This window comes from Staphylococcus kloosii (assembly GCF_003019255.1).
Classification (GTDB): domain Bacteria; phylum Bacillota; class Bacilli; order Staphylococcales; family Staphylococcaceae; genus Staphylococcus; species Staphylococcus kloosii.
In genome coordinates, this window is sequence record NZ_CP027846.1 from 1,229,107 (window position 1) to 1,245,985 (window position 16,879).

The 16,879-nt window shown below is 31.9% G+C and carries 19 protein-coding genes and 1 pseudogene; 14 read left to right on the plus strand and 6 right to left on the minus strand.

Translation table 11 applies throughout. The annotated features are described in order from the left end of the window. Nucleotides 1–4: 4 nt before the first annotated feature. From C7J89_RS06000 to dinB, 4 genes are all read left to right on the plus strand, one after another. On the plus strand, nucleotides 5–922 hold the full coding sequence (locus C7J89_RS06000; protein ID WP_061855624.1) for a diacylglycerol kinase: 918 nt from the start codon (nucleotides 5–7) through the stop codon (nucleotides 920–922). Between the two features lie 74 nt (nucleotides 923–996). Beyond that, nucleotides 997–2,358 (plus strand): 23S rRNA (uracil(1939)-C(5))-methyltransferase RlmD, encoded by a 1,362-nt coding sequence (rlmD, locus tag C7J89_RS06005; RefSeq protein WP_103295272.1) that lies wholly within the window; start codon nucleotides 997–999, stop codon nucleotides 2,356–2,358. Between the two features lie 147 nt (nucleotides 2,359–2,505). Further along, nucleotides 2,506–3,057, plus strand: a complete 552-nt coding sequence (locus C7J89_RS06010) for a DUF3267 domain-containing protein (RefSeq protein ID WP_103295271.1) — start codon at nucleotides 2,506–2,508, stop codon at nucleotides 3,055–3,057. Between the two features lie 129 nt (nucleotides 3,058–3,186). Then, nucleotides 3,187–4,257: a DNA polymerase IV gene (dinB, locus tag C7J89_RS06015; protein ID WP_103295270.1), complete on the plus strand. Its 1,071-nt coding sequence runs from the start codon at nucleotides 3,187–3,189 to the stop codon at nucleotides 4,255–4,257. A 4-nt stretch (nucleotides 4,258–4,261) separates the two neighbouring features. On the opposite strand, the gene C7J89_RS06020 is transcribed toward dinB, so the two are convergent. Next, entirely contained in the window at nucleotides 4,262–4,816 is a 555-nt protein-coding gene (locus C7J89_RS06020) for a 3'-5' exonuclease (protein ID WP_103295269.1), read from the minus strand. 199 nt (nucleotides 4,817–5,015) lie between these two features. Then, on the minus strand, nucleotides 5,016–5,516 hold the full coding sequence (ftnA, locus tag C7J89_RS06025) for an H-type ferritin FtnA (protein WP_061855629.1): 501 nt from the start codon (nucleotides 5,514–5,516) through the stop codon (nucleotides 5,016–5,018). A gap of 171 nt (nucleotides 5,517–5,687) precedes the next feature. On the opposite strand from ftnA, the gene murT reads away from it, so the two are divergent. Both murT and gatD read left to right on the plus strand, forming a co-directional pair. Beyond that, nucleotides 5,688–6,998 carry a lipid II isoglutaminyl synthase subunit MurT gene (murT, locus tag C7J89_RS06030; RefSeq protein ID WP_061855630.1) on the plus strand — a complete coding sequence of 437 codons (1,311 nt, stop codon included), beginning with the start codon at nucleotides 5,688–5,690 and terminating at the stop codon, nucleotides 6,996–6,998. A gap of 1 nt (nucleotide 6,999) precedes the next feature. After that, entirely contained in the window at nucleotides 7,000–7,716 is a 717-nt protein-coding gene (gene gatD, locus C7J89_RS06035) for a lipid II isoglutaminyl synthase subunit GatD (protein WP_103295268.1), read from the plus strand. A gap of 66 nt (nucleotides 7,717–7,782) precedes the next feature. Here the strand turns inward: gatD and C7J89_RS06040 are convergent, their stop codons facing one another. Then, complete coding sequence (locus C7J89_RS06040) at nucleotides 7,783–8,769, minus strand: FUSC family protein (protein WP_106884396.1); 987 nt, start codon at nucleotides 8,767–8,769, stop codon at nucleotides 7,783–7,785. 158 nt (nucleotides 8,770–8,927) lie between these two features. On the opposite strand from C7J89_RS06040, the gene map reads away from it, so the two are divergent. The 5 genes from map to vraR all read left to right on the plus strand — a co-directional run bounded on the left by map (nucleotide 8,928) and on the right by vraR (nucleotide 12,550). Next, nucleotides 8,928–9,680 (plus strand): type I methionyl aminopeptidase, encoded by a 753-nt coding sequence (map, locus tag C7J89_RS06045; RefSeq protein WP_061855633.1) that lies wholly within the window; start codon nucleotides 8,928–8,930, stop codon nucleotides 9,678–9,680. A gap of 106 nt (nucleotides 9,681–9,786) precedes the next feature. Next, complete coding sequence (locus C7J89_RS06050) at nucleotides 9,787–10,173, plus strand: hypothetical protein (protein WP_061855634.1); 387 nt, start codon at nucleotides 9,787–9,789, stop codon at nucleotides 10,171–10,173. 16 nt (nucleotides 10,174–10,189) lie between these two features. Next, nucleotides 10,190–10,891 (plus strand): cell wall-active antibiotics response protein VraT, encoded by a 702-nt coding sequence (gene vraT, locus C7J89_RS06055; RefSeq protein WP_103295994.1) that lies wholly within the window; start codon nucleotides 10,190–10,192, stop codon nucleotides 10,889–10,891. Next, complete coding sequence (gene vraS / locus C7J89_RS06060; protein ID WP_103295995.1) at nucleotides 10,888–11,931, plus strand: sensor histidine kinase VraS; 1,044 nt, start codon at nucleotides 10,888–10,890, stop codon at nucleotides 11,929–11,931. The genes vraT and vraS overlap by 4 nt, the downstream gene beginning before the upstream one ends. Beyond that, complete coding sequence (gene vraR, locus C7J89_RS06065) at nucleotides 11,921–12,550, plus strand: response regulator transcription factor VraR (RefSeq protein ID WP_061855637.1); 630 nt, start codon at nucleotides 11,921–11,923, stop codon at nucleotides 12,548–12,550. Before vraS ends, vraR begins: the two co-directional genes overlap by 11 nt. A 72-nt stretch (nucleotides 12,551–12,622) precedes the next feature. Here the strand turns inward: vraR and C7J89_RS06070 are convergent. The 3 genes and pseudogenes from C7J89_RS06070 to C7J89_RS06080 all read right to left on the minus strand — a co-directional run. Then, a pseudogene (locus tag C7J89_RS06070) lies at nucleotides 12,623–13,708 on the minus strand (YihY/virulence factor BrkB family protein); the annotation flags it as partial. Nucleotides 13,709–13,962: 254 nt separating this feature from the next. Further along, on the minus strand, nucleotides 13,963–14,244 hold the full coding sequence (locus C7J89_RS06075; RefSeq protein ID WP_061855639.1) for a hypothetical protein: 282 nt from the start codon (nucleotides 14,242–14,244) through the stop codon (nucleotides 13,963–13,965). A 6-nt stretch (nucleotides 14,245–14,250) separates the two neighbouring features. Beyond that, nucleotides 14,251–14,715, minus strand: coding sequence for a low molecular weight protein-tyrosine-phosphatase (locus tag C7J89_RS06080; RefSeq protein ID WP_103295996.1), 465 nt, complete (start codon nucleotides 14,713–14,715; stop codon nucleotides 14,251–14,253). A 131-nt stretch (nucleotides 14,716–14,846) separates the two neighbouring features. On the opposite strand from C7J89_RS06080, the gene C7J89_RS06085 reads away from it, so the two are divergent. Genes C7J89_RS06085 through C7J89_RS06095 form a run of 3 tightly spaced genes read left to right on the plus strand, consistent with a single transcriptional unit; the run spans nucleotide 14,847 to nucleotide 16,853 of the window. Continuing rightward, nucleotides 14,847–15,050 (plus strand): DUF1128 family protein, encoded by a 204-nt coding sequence (locus C7J89_RS06085; RefSeq protein WP_048793238.1) that lies wholly within the window; start codon nucleotides 14,847–14,849, stop codon nucleotides 15,048–15,050. Nucleotides 15,051–15,062: 12 nt separating this feature from the next. Continuing rightward, nucleotides 15,063–16,301 (plus strand): aminopeptidase, encoded by a 1,239-nt coding sequence (locus C7J89_RS06090; protein WP_103295997.1) that lies wholly within the window; start codon nucleotides 15,063–15,065, stop codon nucleotides 16,299–16,301. 30 nt (nucleotides 16,302–16,331) lie between these two features. Beyond that, complete coding sequence (locus tag C7J89_RS06095) at nucleotides 16,332–16,853, plus strand: acyl-CoA thioesterase (protein WP_061855642.1); 522 nt, start codon at nucleotides 16,332–16,334, stop codon at nucleotides 16,851–16,853. The last annotated feature ends 26 nt before the right edge of the window (nucleotides 16,854–16,879 follow it).

Below are 16,879 nucleotides of genomic sequence, written 5' to 3' on the forward strand. Positions count from 1 at the left end.
AACTATGAGAAAAAGAGCTAGAATAATTTATAATCCAACTTCTGGTAAAGAGCTATTTAAACGTACGTTACCAGATGTACTAATAAAATTAGAAAAAGCAGGATTTGAAACAAGTGCATATGCAACAGAAAAAATAGGTGACGCTACAATTGAGGCACAACGTTCGCTCGAAGGTCAATATGATGTATTAATTGCAGCAGGTGGCGATGGGACATTGAATGAAGTCGTAAATGGTATTGCAGAACAACCTAACAGACCTAAATTAGGTATTATACCAATGGGGACTGTTAATGATTTTGGCCGTGCCTTGCATTTACCTAGCGATATTATGAGTGCTATAGATGTAATTATTGATCAACACTCTACAAAAGTAGATATTGGTAAAATGAACAGTCGTTATTTTATTAATTTGGCTGCAGGTGGTCAATTAACACAAGTCTCTTATGAAACGCCGAGTAAATTAAAATCGATTGTAGGACCCTTTGCATATTACATTAAAGGTTTTGAAATGTTGCCACAAATGAAGGCAGTCGATATTAGAATTGAATATGACGGAAAAGTCTTTCAAGGAGAAGCAATGTTGTTCTTATTAGGTTTAACTAATTCTATGGCTGGATTTGAAAAATTAGTCCCTGATGCTAAATTAGATGACGGTAAATTCACTTTAATTATCGTGGAAAAAGCAAATCTGGCAGAATTAGGTCATATTATGACATTGGCATCTCGTGGTGAACATACAAAACATCCTAAAGTACATTATGAGAAAGCAAGTTCAATTAACATATCTTCCTTTACAGACATGCAATTGAATGTAGACGGCGAGTATGGCGGTAAACTACCAGGTAACTTCTTAAACTTGAAACAACATATAGAAGTCTTTACACCGAAAGATGTTAAAAATGAAGAATTAACTGAGCAATAAATAAAATTATCATCATTTGAGGTTAGGTCACAACATCATTGCAACCTAACCTCTTTTAATTTGGAGTGAATGAGTTGAAGACGATTCAAAAAAATGACATAAAAGACGGTAAAGTTATTGATTTAACACATGAGGGTCACGGCGTCGTAAAAATTGATAACTATCCTATTTTTGTACCTAATACATTAATTAACGAAGAAATTGAATATAAAATTATCAAAGTCAAAAAGAATTTTGCCATTGGTAAATTAATGAATGTAATGCAAGAAAGTAAAGAACGAATTGAACCACCTTGTGTTTACTACTCTAAGTGTGGGGGATGCCAATTACAACATATGAGTTATAATGCGCAATTAGCTATGAAAAAAGAACAAGTTGTTAATTTGTTTCATCGTAAAGGTGATTTTAAAGAAACAACGATTCACGATACGGTGGGTATGGAAAATCCTTGGCGTTATAGAAATAAATCTCAAATTCCCGTTGGTATAACGCAAGACAAAGATGTGAAAATGGGATTTTATCGACAACGCAGTCACGACATAATCAATATGGATGAATGTTTGATTCAAGATAATCAACATCAACAAGTGATGAATGTCGTTAAACAGTTATTTAATGACTTAAAAGTAAGTATTTATAATGAACGTTCAAAGCAAGGACTAATGCGACACGTTGTTATTCGTACAGGGCACCATAGCGACGATTTAATGATAATATTTGTAACAAATGGTAAAAAGTTTAAACAAGCTCCAACAATTATTGAAAAATTGTTAGAAGCTTTTCCTAATGTAACAAGTATTAAACAGAACATAAATAAAACGCATTCCAATGTCATTATGGGCGATGAATCAATAACTTTATATGGTAAAGATAAAATAGAAGACAGTTTATCTGACGTTACATTTAAAATTAGTGACCGTTCATTTTATCAAATAAATTCTGCCCAAACTGAAAATTTGTATCAACGTGCAATTGATTATGCGCAGTTATCAGGTAACGAAATCGTTTTAGATACTTATTGTGGAATTGGAACGATAGGATTATCAATGGCATCACAAGTTAAACATGTTTACGGTGTGGAAGTTGTTCCAGAAGCAATTGCAGATGCGCAGCAAAATGCGACTTTAAACCAGTTAGAAAATACTACTTTTGTCTGTGGCAAGGCTGAGGATACTATATTAAAATGGCAACAAGAAGGAATTCAGCCGGATGTTGTTATGGTAGATCCACCAAGAAAAGGGTGCGATGAATCCTTCATTCAAACTTTACTAACTTTAGCGCCACAAAAGATAGTGTACATTTCTTGCAACCCTGCAACGCAACAACGAGATGCTGCAATGTTACAAGAAAAGTATAATTTAATTGAGATAACACCAGTCGATATGTTCCCACAAACTACACACGTTGAAACAGTTGCTTTATTTGAATTGAAGTAATGAAATATTTCAAAATATGTAAAGTATTGCAGAATGACTAGGTTTATTAAAATTGGATTACAGGCAATATATTCGATTGAATTTTATTTATCCACTATCTATAATCAAGGTATAAATATTCGATAAATATGTTAGGAGGGATATATTGTGTTTAAAATTAGTTTGTTTGATAATAAAAAAATGATGGAACGATTTGTGATTTTACAAGTAGCTATTGTAATGATGACTATCTTAATTTCGTATAAAATAGCATACTTATATACGCATATTATTGAACAAGATATATTGTTTAATATCATTTACGGCATTTTAGGTCTAGTTGGTGTCGTTATTATCCATGAATTAATACATAATATATTGTTCCGAGTTTTTGCGAAAAATACAGCAAAACCTTCTTACCGTTACCATTATGGATTAATTTCAACGCATATGCCCGAGACGTATTATAAAAAATGGCAATATATACTTATTATGTTAGCACCACTATTTGTTTTAACATCACTACTCATTGTTGCCTTTACATTCTTATCGTATTCATCAATTATTTTTATTAGTAGTTTCCACATTGGATATTGTCTATTTGATTTATATTTTACAATAGGACTATTAAATAATAATGTTAAATATGTTGAAAATACAGAACAGGGTATTTATTATTACACAGAATCTCCAGCTAAAATGCACACAGAACCTAAATAATGTAATAATTTAAAATATAACGAAACTCCAAAATGTTATTAATACATTTTGGGGATTTTTTGTTTAGAACTATAAAGGGCAGTAGTATACTTAAATTAATGAGAGTATATTTATGGGAGGTGAATCTAAATGGGAGAAAGACGTATTATCCATATTGATATGGATTACTTTTTTGCGCAAGTAGAAATGAGAGACAATCCGAAATTAAAAGGGAAACCTGTTATTGTAGGCGGTAAAGCCAGTGGTAGAGGCGTAGTCTCAACGGCTTCTTATGAAGCAAGAAAATATGGCGTACATTCAGCGATGCCAATGGCACAAGCACATAAATTATGTCCGAATGGTTATTATGTCACACCAAGATTTGAAGCTTATAAAGAAGCTTCTAATATAATAATGGAAATTTTCAAAAGTTACACAGAAGTTGTAGAGCCACTATCCTTGGATGAAGCCTATTTAGATATTACACACCTCGTTCGACCAGATTTGCCTGCTTCGCATATAGCACAATATATACGCCGTGATATAACAGAGCAAACGGAATTAACTGCCTCTGCAGGCGTATCGTATAATAAGTTTTTAGCTAAATTAGCAAGTGGCATGAATAAACCGAATGCTTTAACTGTTATTGACTATAATAATGTGCATGATATTTTGATGAATTTAGACATAGGTGATTTTCCCGGTGTCGGTAAGGCTTCAAAACAAAAAATGCATGATAATAATATATTCACTGGTCAAGATTTGTATAACCAAAGTGAACGTGAATTAATAAGGTTATTTGGGAAAAGAGGGCATGGCTTATACAATAAAGCTCGAGGGATTGATCATAATCCTGTTAAGCAAACGCGAATACGTAAGTCGGTAGGGACAGAGCGTACATTCGCTACAGACGTTAATGACGACGAGCAAATATTACAAAAAATTTGGGAATTAAGTGAAAAGACTGCACAAAGACTAGCTAATTTACAAAAGTCAGGAAAAACAGTCACAGTAAAAATAAAAACGTACAAGTTTGAAACCTTTTCGAAGCAAAAAAGTTTAAGGGAAACTGTACGTTCTGAAACAGATATTTATAATATTGCATACGCATTATATACAGATCTTAAAGAACCAGAGATTCCAATTAGATTAGTAGGCGTTACGGTAGGGAATTTGGAAAAATCTACTTATGAAAACATGACAATTTATGATTATTTGTAAACGTCTAATCTTTGTCTTTCAATTGTTTACCATATACGTTAAGCATAGTCGCTAAATTATCATAATGTTTTAACAAGCGAAATGTTATCATCGCGCAAGCTTTTGCATCGTTTAAAGCATCGTGATGTCCGTGAAAATCCAAATTATAAAACTGCATCATATGATTTAAACCATAACGATGATTATTTATCGTACGACGAGCTAATTGCAGTGAACAAAAATAAGTCATACTCGGTGTGTCTTTACCACATGATTTAATACTTTCATGAAGCACGTTCATATCAAAAGCAGCATTATGAGCCACTACAGGTAAGCCATCAATAAAATCTAACATATATGGATATACTTCTGTAAAAGTAGGGGATGTTTCTACTTCTTCTGGATGGATGCCGTGAACGGCTATATTTTGTTGTGAAAAATAGTCATTAGGATTAACTAACGTATAAAAAGTCTCCACAATTTCATGGTTCACTACTTTTACCATCCCTACAGAACAAATACTTGTTCTCTTACCGTTAGCAGTTTCAAAGTCCAATGCTACAAATGCATTTTCAGCCATTACAATACTTCCCTTCATAAATTAGAAGATAAAACATTAATCGTTTTACCATATTCCAAGTACATAATGTACATTTTATTATATAATAAAAAATAAGGGTGGACATAGGCAAGATAAAATACTTATATAGGTATATAAGTTTAGTCTATAACCTAAGTTCACCCTTTATTGAAATTACTAATTAGAACTTGTATTAAATTTATTCTTCATCAAATGTGCGTGCAGCAAGCTCTTTTTCATATAAATATAAAGTATTATGATCATCACCGATGCGGTTTAAATAATCGATGTGTGTTTCAAACATTGCTTCTTCTTCTACTTGTTCATCTAAGAACCAGTTTAAGAATGAGATTGTAGCATAATCTTTATCTTTATTTGCGATGTCAGATAGATTATAAAATCTACGTGTAACATCTTGTTCTTGAGCTAAACCATCTTCAAATGTTTCTAAAATACTGCTGAATTCTGATTTTGGTGCAGAAATTGCTGAAAATTCAGCGTGCTCACCGCGGTCATTGATATAGTCATAGATTTTCTTACCGTGGAAACGTTCTTCTTTAGCTTGCTGAATATAGAAATTAGCAAAACCTTCGTAAGATTTATTGTCACAATAAGCTGCCATTGCCATATATGCATGTGCTGCATAGTATTCGTGATTCATTTGTTCATTTAATGCATTTAATAATTCTTTATTTAACATAAGTAATTGGCCTCCTATACTTAATTGATATAAGTATAGCAAATCTATTCTCATTAGTAAATAATAATTATTATAATCTAGGATGTATTCAACATTTTTAATTGAGAATGCTATAGAAAGAAAAAAAGTCGTGTTATAATATTTTGTGCGAGTAATATAGGGAGGTTATTTATGAGACATTGGACAGCTACAACTTTGGCAAAGCTAGCACGTAAAGCAAGTAGAGCAGCAGGTAAAAAAGGTACTGATCTACCAGGCCAAGTTGCAAGAAAATTAGATAAAAATATTTTAAGAAATTTAGCTACAAAAGTAGATGACATAGTATTTATAAGTGGTACTAATGGTAAGACAACGACTTCGAATTTAATTGGCTACACATTAAAAGAAAATAATATAGAGATTATACATAATAATGAAGGAGCCAATATGGCTGCTGGTATTACGTCAGCATTTATTTTACAAAACAACCAAAATACGAAAATAGCAATTATCGAGATAGATGAGGGGAGTATCCCTAGAGTATTAAATGAAGTAACACCTACTATGATGGTGTTTACTAATTTCTTTAGAGACCAAATGGACCGTTTCGGCGAAATAGATATTATGGTAAATAATATCGCGCAGGCTATTAGTAATAAAGGTATCAAACTGTTACTAAACGCTGATGATCCATTTGTTAGTAGATTAAAAATAGCTAGTGACAATGTTTTATATTATGGCATGCAAAAGCATGTGCACGAATTTGAACAAAGTACTATGAATGAAAGTAAATATTGCCCTAACTGTGGTCGATTATTACATTATGATTATATTCACTATAATCAAATAGGTCATTATCATTGTGAATGCGGATTTAAAAGGGAACAACCTAAATATGAAGTCACAAACTTTAATTTATCACCTTTCATTGACATGGAAGTTAATAACGCTAAATTCGATATGAAAATAGCAGGTGATTTTAATGCATATAATGCCTTAGCCGCATATTCTGTATTAAAAGAATTAGGATTAAGTGATGACTCAATTCGTAATGGCTTTGAATCTTATACTTCACATAATGGTAGAATGCAGTATTTCAAAAATAATCAAAAAGAAGCTATGATAAATCTTGCTAAAAACCCTGCAGGTATGAACTCAAGTTTATCAGTTGGTGAACAAATTGAAGGTAATAAGGTCTATCTTTTAAGCTTAAATGATAATGCTGCCGATGGACGTGACACTTCTTGGATTTATGACGCCGATTTTGAAAAACTTTCAAGACAATCTATCGAAGTAATAATTGTTACAGGTACAAGAGCTGAAGAGCTACATTTACGATTGAAATTAGCTGAAGTCGACGTACCAGTTATTGTGGAGAAAGATATCTATAAGGCAACTGCACTATCAATGAACTATAATAGCTTCACTGTTGCAATACCGAATTATACCTCTTTATCTCCAATGTTAGATCAATTAAACCGCTCATTTAAGGAGGACAAATAGTATGAATGAATTAAATATATATCATTTTATGCCAGATAAATTAAACTTATATAGTGATATAGGAAATATCATTGCCCTTCGTCAAAGAGCTAAACTTAGAAATATCAAAGTTAATGTGATTGATATTAATGAAACTGAAGGTATAACACTAGATGATTGTGACATTTTCTTTATCGGCGGTGGGAGTGATAGAGAACAATCACTTGCTACTAAAGAATTAAGTAAGATTAAGACAATACTCAAAGATGCAATAGAAGATGGTATGCCTGGTTTAACAATTTGTGGCGGATACCAATTTTTAGGTAGTAAATATATTACGCCAGATGGTACAGAATTAGAAGGTCTGAACATTCTAGACTTTTATACTAAGTCACAAAAGGATAGATTAACTGGAGATATCGTTATTGAAAGCGAAACATTCGGTACTATCGTTGGATTTGAAAATCATGGCGGCAGAACTTATCATGATTTTGGTACATTAGGTAATGTAACGCATGGTTTTGGAAATAATGATAAAGATGGTAAAGAAGGTATTCATTATAAAAACTTATTGGGTACTTATTTACATGGACCAATATTACCAAAAAACCATGAAATTACTGACTATCTGTTAACTAAGGCTTGTGAACGTAAAGGTATTCCATTCGAACCTGTAAATGTCGACAATGACATCGAAGAAGCGGCCAAACAAGTTATCGTAGATCGAGTGAAAAAATAATTATAAATAAAGCCAATCAACTTAGTTAATCAAGTTGATTGGCTTTTTAATTACTTATTATAGTTGTTAAGCGTATCTGTCATCAAGGATACGATAAATTAACAATATCTCATATATGATATGACTCTTAAGTTGATGGACGTCAAATTCATCTAAATTTTTAACAGAGTTTTTCAATATAGAGGCACTTTCCTTTTCTCTTTCAAAATGGCCTGTCGCAATAATTTGATTAATATTATTAGCTATTTTAAGCATTGCCAATTTTTCATTGTTATCAAAATGAATAATTGTCTTTTTAGGCAAATAAATAATATTTGATAGATGTGAAATAAATAGTCTGTCAGTGGTAGCTAAAGTTTGAAACTTTTTAAATTTAATCCATTCTGATTCACCATATTTGTGGTAAGATAATTCGTCGGATTGATAAGCTAATAAAGCTTCAATCTTTTGCGTAGCTATTAGTAATTTATTATATTTTTTAATTGATGAGTCTGATTTGTACTGGCTTAATAATAATTCTTGCATTCTTTCGCTATATAAAGCATACATTTTTTCTTCAGTCTCACGTAATAAATTTTCGATTTGATCGTAATATTTCGGAGGTAAAATAATAAAATTAACTAATGCTGCAGTGCCTAATCCTATTACTGCTGTTAATAGTCTTGAGAAGAAATTAAAAATATATGCATCGTGTATGCCTGGAATCATCGCCATGGCAGTTAATGTTGCGACTGTAGTACCTGCATGTAAGTTTAATTTAGTACAAACCAAAATTGTAAGGGTGGCAGCAAATGCATAGGAAAAAGGAGATTGATCTCCAAAAATAAAAGTAAATAATACTGCAAATAATGCGCCAATTACAGTTGCAGGTAACCGTCTATAACCTTTTTTTATTGAGGCTTTTGCAGTAGGTTCTATCGTAACAACCGCACTTAATATGGCAAATATAGGGTTTAGGTTTAAAAGCATACAAAATAGAGCCGTTAAAAATGTTGCTAAACCAGTTTTTAATGTTCGTGCACCAACTAATCTTTTATACCATTTGTCATTCATTAGAAAATCTCCATTATATAATTAAGTTATTCTTAAACTGTGTAATTTAAAATACGTTAATGTTAAACTATATATGCTTAAATACTGTCTATTATTATAACAAAAAAATCTGCTATAATAATAAGTAAGATAAATTATTTAAAAAGGAACGGGATAAAATGATTGTTAAAACAGAAGAAGAACTAGCAGCTTTGAAAGATATAGGTTATATTTGTGCGCTTGTCAGAGACAAAATGCAAGAAGCTACTGTAGTAGGTATTACTACAAAAGAGCTCGATGATATTGCTAAAGATTTATTTGAACAACACGGTGCTATTTCGGCTCCAATACATGACGAAAATTTTCCAGGTCAAACTTGCATTAGTGTGAATGAAGAAGTTGCTCACGGCATCCCTGGTAAAAGAGTAATTCGTGAAGGTGACTTAGTTAATATAGATGTATCTGCACTTAAAAATGGTTATTATGCTGATACAGGTATTTCATTTGTTGTCGGAGAATCTGATAATCCATTAAAACAAAAAGTTTGTGATGTAGCTTTAGAGGCTTTCGAAGCTGCAATGACGAAAATTAAACCAGGTACTAAATTAAGCCAAATTGGTAGAGCAGTACATGCTACAGCACGAAAAAATGACGTTACAGTTATTAAAAATTTAACTGGTCACGGTGTTGGCCAATCATTACACGAAGCACCAAGTCATGTAATGAACTACTTTGATCCAAAAGATAAAACGTTACTTAAAGAAGGTACAGTATTAGCGGTTGAACCATTTATTTCTTCAAATGCTACATATGTATCAGAAGGTAAAAATGAATGGGCATTTGAAACGAAAGATAAAAGTTTTGTTGCACAAATTGAACATACAGTTATCGTAACGAAAGATGGCCCATTATTAACTACCAAAATTGATTAAATTTCAATTTTCGGTCTAAAGTCCTAATGTAAGATGGTTCCGGAGCCTATTAAAATGGTTCCGGTAATTTTTTATAATGAAACCTAATCAATGATGAGGTGGTTTCATGAACTATATTACGACATACTTAAATGACATTTGTAAAAACACATTTGAAGTAGGATTAAAGTCTTACAAAGAAAAATTAGATTTAAAATTAGAAAGCATTGAACAATATATCGCTTATCTAATTGAGAAAAAAGAACGAATTCGTAACATGATTGACAGCTTGACACTAAAATTAGAAAATAAATACATCGATATGATAGATTACACACATGTTAATTGTGCTCAAGAAATTGAAAACAATGAAATCGATTCAATTAAAGCAATGCTTAATAAAATGGAAGCAGACTATGCACGTATTGAAGCAGATTTATCACAACAAGCCAAAGAAAAAATCAATACCGAAACTGAATGTGAATTTATCGAACGCATAAGTTTAGTCGCTTAAAGAAGGGTGGCGAATCATGACACACAAATATATATCGACAGAAATGTTAATAATTTTTACAGCACTAATGATTATAGCCAATTTTTACTACATATTTTTTGAAAAAATTGGCTTTCTACTTGTGCTATTACTTGGGTGCATATTGGTTTATATAGGATATGTATATTTTCATAAAGTACGAGGTTTGCTATCTTTTTGGATAGGGGCTTTGCTTATAGCATTTACGCTATTATCGAATAAATATACTATTATCATTTTATTTATCTTTTTAATTGTCTTAATTATTAGATATTTAATTTATAAATTTAAACCATTCAAGATTATTGCTTCAGAGGAAGAAGTAGATTCTCCAGAATTTATTAAGCAAAAGTGGTTTGGAGAACAACGTACGCCGGTATATGTTTATAAATGGGAAGACTTACAAATACAACATGGTATTGGTGATGTACACATCGACATGACCAAAGCAGCTAACATTAAAGAAAATAACACTATAGTGGTGAGACATCTTATTGGTCGTACACAAATTGTCGTTCCATTAAATTATAATATTAATTTTCACTTTACTGCATTGTATGGTAATGCCTATATAAACGAACAATCTTATAAAGTTGAAAATAAAAATATTAAAATTGTGGAAAAAACAAAAGAAGAAAATTATACAGTTAACATTTATCTTTCAACATTTATAGGGGATGTCGAGGTGATTTATAAATGAATCACTACATAAGAGCTATAGGTTCAATGTTGATCTTAGTATACAGTACGCTAATTGCATTTTTTTTTATAGACAAAGTTTTTGTTAATATAATGTACTTTCAAGGTATGTTTTATACGCAAATTTTTGGTATACCAGTGTTTCTATTTTTAAATTTATTAATTATATTTTTGTGTATCATAGTTGGTTCGGTATTAGCATATAAGATTAATCAACAGAACCATTGGCTACAACGCCAAATAGAACGCTCTATCGAAGGACAAACGGTTGGTGTGAATGATCAAGACATCGAACTGTACAATGAAACTATTGAGTTATACCATACACTTGTACCGTTAAATCAAGAAGTACATAAACTGAGAATGAAAACGCAAAATTTAACGAATGAGTCATATAATATGAATGACGTAAAAGTTAAAAAAATCATTGAAGATGAACGTCAAAGACTTGCAAGAGAACTACATGATTCAGTGAGCCAGCAATTATTTGCTGCTAGTATGATGTTATCCGCAATTAAGGAAACCGAACTCGCACCACCATTAGATCAACAAATACCAACTTTAGAAAAAATGGTGCAAGATTCTCAATTAGAAATGAGAGCTTTACTCTTACATTTAAGACCTATTGGCCTAAAAGATAAGTCATTAGGTGAAGGTATTAAAGACTTAGTAACTGATTTACAGAAAAAAGTACCGATGAAAGTCGTACATGATATTGAGGACTTTTCAGTACCAAAAGGTATAGAAGACCATCTATTTAGAATCACACAAGAAGCGATTTCTAATACATTACGTCATTCAAAAGGAACGAAAGTTACAATAGAGTTGTTTAATCAAGCTGATTACTTGTTACTACGTGTGCAAGATAATGGTATAGGTTTTAATGTAGATGAAAATACTGAACAAAGTTATGGTTTAAAAAATATGCGTGAACGTGCATTAGAAATAGGTGCAACATTCCATATTGTTTCTCTACCCGATTCAGGTACAAGAATAGAAGTGAAAGCGCCATTAGATAAGGAGGAATTGGATGCCAATTAAAGTTTTATTTGTTGATGACCATGAAATGGTACGTATTGGGATATCAAGTTATTTATCAACACAACCAGATATAGAAGTAGTAGGAGAAGGTAAGTCAGGTAAAGAAGCAATTCAATTAGCGCATGAATTAAAACCAGATTTAATCTTAATGGATTTATTGATGGATGATATGGATGGAGTAGACGCTACTGCGCAAGTAAAAAAAGATTTACCACATATCAAAGTTGTAATGTTAACAAGTTACATTGAGGATAATGAAGTTTATCGTGCATTAGATTCTGGTGTAGATAGTTATATCTTAAAAACGACGAGTGCTAAAGATATTGCAGAAGCAATACGTAAAACACAAAATGATGAATCTGTTTTTGAAGCAGAAGTTTTAGTGAAAATGCGTAATCGCATGAAGCAACGTGCAGAATTATATGAGATGTTAACTGAAAGAGAAATGGAAATTTTATTACTTATCGCTAAAGGTTATTCTAACCAAGAAATTGCTAGTGCATCTCACATTACAATTAAGACGGTAAAAACACACGTTAGTAATATATTAAGTAAATTAGAAGTGCAAGATAGAACGCAAGCTGTTATATACGCATTTCAACATAACTTAATTCAATAAAATAATCAAAATACCTCAAGCAGCATTGACGCTACTTGAGGTATTTTTATGTTGTGAAAGATGAGTTGATTATTCTGCTGTATTTTCGTTGTGATTTGCTTCAATTTCTTTCATTGAACGTTCTTCAGGTGTCATGCCACGAATTACTTTACGTTGATGAATAATAGCATTAATCTCGGCACCGATAATTATAATAAATCCAGTAATGTATAACCAGAACATTAAAATAATAATACCTGCGATACTACCATAAGTTTTAGAATAGTTACTGAAGTTAGTAACATAAATTCCAAATAAATATGAACCTACTAAGAATACTATAGTGGCAAATATTGAACCTGGAATAACAGATAACATTTTAATTTTAACGTTAGGAGCCAATGTATATAACAACATAAATGCTACAAAAACGATGATTAACGGTAAAATAATACGTAATAAATCAAAAAGCCAATGGACTTCGTCACCTAATCCTAATGGGCCAAATAGTAATGAACCAATTTGTTCGCCAAATGCTGGTAATACCATTGCAAGTGGGAAGACGATTGCTAATACTAAAGTGAATAACACACTTAATAATTTAGATACAATAAAATTACGACTATCTTCAACATCATATGCAACGTTGAAAGAGTTCATTAGCGCAGTCATTCCATTTGAAGCTGACCATAGTGCTAAAATCAAACCGATAGACAGTAAGCCACCACTGGCATTACCCATAATATCTTCGATGAGTGATGATACTTGGCTAGCATAATCATGTGGTACGTGTTCACTAATCATCTTTTGTATTGTCGTTTGTTTAACACCTACGACAGGTACAATGGATAATAAGAAGATAAGCATAGGGAAGAGTGATAACATAAAGTAGTATGAAAGTTGTGCCGATAATCCTGATGCATCGTCTTTACCTATACGATAAACCAAATAAGAAAAGAAATTTGGGTTTTTAGTATATTTTGCTGGTTTGTTTATACGTGATACGAAAAATGCTTGATCATCTTTCTTTGTATCTTTTGATTGGAATTCTGTAGGTGTAATATATGTACGATCTTTATCTAATTTTCCGCTCTTAGATTTTTCTTCTGATTTTTTATTTTTCTCTTTTTCTTTAACAGAGTTCAAAAAATTAGAAGCGGTTTCTTTTTTCTTTGACATATCTAATCTCCTTTAATATTGCTTTGTAATTAATAATATACTTTAAAAATAAATTGAGGTAAATATGTAAAAATCATATTTTAATCGCCTATAAATAAAAGATACTATTATGACGGTTAATATGTGTTTGAAAATAGTTGAAGTATTTAATTATATAACAAAACGTTACCACTTAAATAATTTATTTATGTGGTAACGTTAGTTACTATTATGTCTAAATATCAATTAGGCATAGATTGATAAAATATAGTTGCTTAGTTTAAGCGTTTATTTTTACGTTCTACAAAAGTATCTTTAGCATCTTTTAATGAACGTTCTAATTCAGGATTATTACGTCTAATTTCTTCAATTGCATCTTTCCAATATAGTACTTCATCTTTAACTTTGCTAATTACTGACGGTTCGCTTGAACGTTTACCTTCTTTAGCATCTTGGATCGATTGTTTTAAAGATTGGCGTGTAGATTTATCAGCTAATGTTGCTGCTCCGCCGATAAACGCACCAATTAAAATTCCTGGTATTAATTTATTATTCATTGTGAGTTACCCCTCTCTTAAGTTAGCGTCTTTAACGATATAATCAATTAAATTATCACACGCAGATTGTACCATTTTAAATACACCTTCAAAATTATTAGTGTAATAAGGATCTGGCACATCCGTTTCTTCCATATTACTAAATTCTAGTAATTTGAACAACTGTCCTTTAATATTAGGGTTGATTCTTTTGATGTCGTCTACATTGTTTTGATCCATAGCAATAATGTAGTCAAAGTCGTCGTTGTGTGTAAATAATTCACTTATCATTCCATCAACTGAAATATTTTGGCTTGCTAAAATTTGTTGAGTACCTTCATGTGGTGGCTCGCCTAGATTCCATTTACCCGTTCCACGAGATTTTACTCGTACACCTTCGATATTTCTGTCCTTTAACCTTTGCCTCATAATGGCTTCTGCCATAGGTGAGCGACAAATATTGCCTAAACAGACAAATGCAACTGTAACCATATATTTCCCTCCATAGAATTACTTCTCATTATTATTTTAGCTTTTTTTAACGTATTTCTAAAGACTAATATACCAATAATTTTACAAGGTGCTATATTTTGATAAAATAAATTGAAAAAGAGGTGAAAGAAATGGCATCAAATAATGAACAAATGATATCAGAAATTAGAGAAAGATTAAATTTAGTAAACCAAAGTGTAATTGAGCCTGCTCAATTTAAAGATGCAGATGAAAATGAAGTTAAAGAGATACATTCATATGTTACTTCTAAATCATCATTTACACCAAGTGAAGCAACGGCAATAGCTGATGCACTTGGCCAAATTAGAAAATAGGGAGTGAATTTAATGTCTGATTTACAGAATAAATTACAACAATATGCACGATTACTCGTTGAAGTGGGGATGAATGTTCAAGAAGGTCAACCGGTCTATATTCGTTCTAGTGTAGACGCCGTTGAATTGACACGATACATAGTTGAAGCTGCTTATCAACGTGGCGCTTCTGACGTCAAAGTGAATTATAGCGACGAAAAATTAACGCGACTTAAGTTTGAATACGAACCTGTAGAACATTTTGAAAACAATGAAGTTAAATCTTATGAGGTTGAAGCAAGAAAAGATTATGTAAATAGAAATGCTGCTAATTTAGCATTAATTACCCAAGATCCAGAGTTATTAAATGGCATTGATGAAAATAAAATATCTACATTCCAGTTGAAGAACTCTCAAGCATTAAAAGGAGTTATGGAGGCTACGCAAAAAAATGAATATCCATGGGTTGTAGCGGCATATCCATCTAGAACTTGGGCTCAAAAAGTTTATCCTGATTTATCTGAAGATGACGCTTATGAAAAACTAATTGAAGAAGTATTAAATATCGTTAGAGTAGATGGTAATGATCCAGTAGAAAATTGGAAACAACATGTTGCAGAATTAAGTAAACATGCTGAACGTCTACAAGAAAAAGAATATAGTGCTTTGCGTTATGAATCTGAAGGTACTGATTTAACAATTGGACTGCCAAAAGGTCATTTATGGGTAGATGCGACGAGTTATACAAGTAAAGGACAAGCTTTTGTCGCTAATATTCCTACTGAAGAAGTTTTCACTGCTCCAGATCGTAATCGTGTAGACGGTTATGTAACTAACAAGTTGCCACTAAGCCATAACGGTAATATAATCGATGGCTTCACATTAACTTTTAAAGATGGCGCAGTCGTTGATTATAAGGCAGAAAAAGGTGAAGATGTTTTACGTAACTTATTAGAGACAGATGAGGGAGCTAAAAGATTAGGAGAAGTCGCATTAGTACCAGATGATTCTCCAATTTCGAATAGAAACACGATTTTCTATAATACGTTATTTGATGAAAATGCTTCATGCCACATTGCATTAGGTTCAGCATATGGTTTCAACATTGAAAATGGTACAGAAATGAGCACTGAAGAAAAAATAGCAAGTGGCTTAAATGACTCTTTAGTCCATGTTGATTTCATGATAGGTAGCAATGATTTAACTATTTATGGCGTTAAAGAAAATGGCGAAGAAGAATTAGTTTTTGAACACGGTAACTGGGCTGAATAAAATAAAGAGTAAATACAAGGGGATATATTTATGGAATCTAGAAAAAGTAAAGCGATGTCCGCAGCTAAAAGTATCAAAGCGCGACAAGTATTTCCACAAGATACCAACCATTTAAATACAATGTTTGGTGGTACTTTAATGGCTAATGTAGATGAAATTGCAGCTATATGTGCAATGAAACATTCAAATACTACAGTAGTTACGGCTTCCACTGATTCAGTTGATTTTTTACAACCAATTAAATCTGGAGACATATTATCGTATGAAGCGATGGTATCACACGCAGGCACGACATCAATGGAGGTTTGTGTACAAATTATTATCGAAGATGTGATAAAAGAAGAAAAGCAATTAGCCGCTCTAAGCTTTTTAACATTTGTTGCGTTGGATAAAGAAGGCAAGCCTACAACTATACCAAGTGTGTATCCTGAAACACCAACTGAAATATGGTTCCATGAAACTGCGCCAGCTAGAGTAAATAGACGTAAAGAACGTCGCGTAGAGAGTAAACAATCTATTGAATTTCTAGCTAATGCACGTAATAAAGAATAAATTTATGACGTTTGTGGGGAATGTCT

Excerpts from the sequence above, each read along its gene's own strand:
- C7J89_RS06000 (WP_061855624.1), top strand. The coding sequence starts at position 5 with ATGAGAAAAAGAGCTAGAATAATTTATAATCCAACTTCTGGTAAAGAG.
- dinB (WP_103295270.1), top strand. The coding sequence starts at position 3,187 with ATGGGAGAAAGACGTATTATCCATATTGATATGGATTACTTTTTTGCG.
- C7J89_RS06020 (WP_103295269.1), bottom strand. The coding sequence starts at position 4,816 with ATGGCTGAAAATGCATTTGTAGCATTGGACTTTGAAACTGCTAACGGT.
- ftnA (WP_061855629.1), bottom strand. The coding sequence starts at position 5,516 with ATGTTAAATAAAGAATTATTAAATGCATTAAATGAACAAATGAATCAC.
- murT (WP_061855630.1), top strand. The coding sequence starts at position 5,688 with ATGAGACATTGGACAGCTACAACTTTGGCAAAGCTAGCACGTAAAGCA.
- gatD (WP_103295268.1), top strand. The coding sequence starts at position 7,000 with ATGAATGAATTAAATATATATCATTTTATGCCAGATAAATTAAACTTA.
- C7J89_RS06040 (WP_106884396.1), bottom strand. The coding sequence starts at position 8,769 with ATGAATGACAAATGGTATAAAAGATTAGTTGGTGCACGAACATTAAAA.
- map (WP_061855633.1), top strand. The coding sequence starts at position 8,928 with ATGATTGTTAAAACAGAAGAAGAACTAGCAGCTTTGAAAGATATAGGT.
- C7J89_RS06050 (WP_061855634.1), top strand. The coding sequence starts at position 9,787 with ATGAACTATATTACGACATACTTAAATGACATTTGTAAAAACACATTT.
- vraT (WP_103295994.1), top strand. The coding sequence starts at position 10,190 with ATGACACACAAATATATATCGACAGAAATGTTAATAATTTTTACAGCA.
- vraS (WP_103295995.1), top strand. The coding sequence starts at position 10,888 with ATGAATCACTACATAAGAGCTATAGGTTCAATGTTGATCTTAGTATAC.
- vraR (WP_061855637.1), top strand. The coding sequence starts at position 11,921 with ATGCCAATTAAAGTTTTATTTGTTGATGACCATGAAATGGTACGTATT.
- C7J89_RS06075 (WP_061855639.1), bottom strand. The coding sequence starts at position 14,244 with ATGAATAATAAATTAATACCAGGAATTTTAATTGGTGCGTTTATCGGC.
- C7J89_RS06080 (WP_103295996.1), bottom strand. The coding sequence starts at position 14,715 with ATGGTTACAGTTGCATTTGTCTGTTTAGGCAATATTTGTCGCTCACCT.
- C7J89_RS06085 (WP_048793238.1), top strand. The coding sequence starts at position 14,847 with ATGGCATCAAATAATGAACAAATGATATCAGAAATTAGAGAAAGATTA.
- C7J89_RS06090 (WP_103295997.1), top strand. The coding sequence starts at position 15,063 with ATGTCTGATTTACAGAATAAATTACAACAATATGCACGATTACTCGTT.
- C7J89_RS06095 (WP_061855642.1), top strand. The coding sequence starts at position 16,332 with ATGGAATCTAGAAAAAGTAAAGCGATGTCCGCAGCTAAAAGTATCAAA.